Genomic DNA, 232 nt, shown 5'->3' on the forward strand with positions numbered 1-232 from the left:
GGCTCCACCCCCTCCTTCACCACCCGCGCCGTCGAGCGCCGACCAGAATCTCGCCGAGATGGCGCAGCGGCTGGAAGCCGCCCTGCGCCGGCCGGCCGAACCGGTGGCGCCGCCGGTGGCGCCGGAAACGCCGCCTGCCCGTACCTCCCGCAGCGAACCCCCCGCTCCCACACCCGCTCCGCAGAAGAGCGGCTTCGAGAATCTCGAAGACGAGATGGCGTCATTGCTGGGC

General features: G+C 72.8%; 1 pseudogene. It reads left to right on the forward strand.

The window, feature by feature from the left end:
- Positions 1–232 (forward strand): annotated as a pseudogene (locus tag QSV46_RS41200) (flagellar biosynthesis protein FliO); the annotation flags it as partial.

The sequence above is a fragment of the Bradyrhizobium cosmicum genome, from assembly GCF_032290525.1.
Classification (GTDB): domain Bacteria; phylum Pseudomonadota; class Alphaproteobacteria; order Rhizobiales; family Xanthobacteraceae; genus Bradyrhizobium; species Bradyrhizobium cosmicum_A.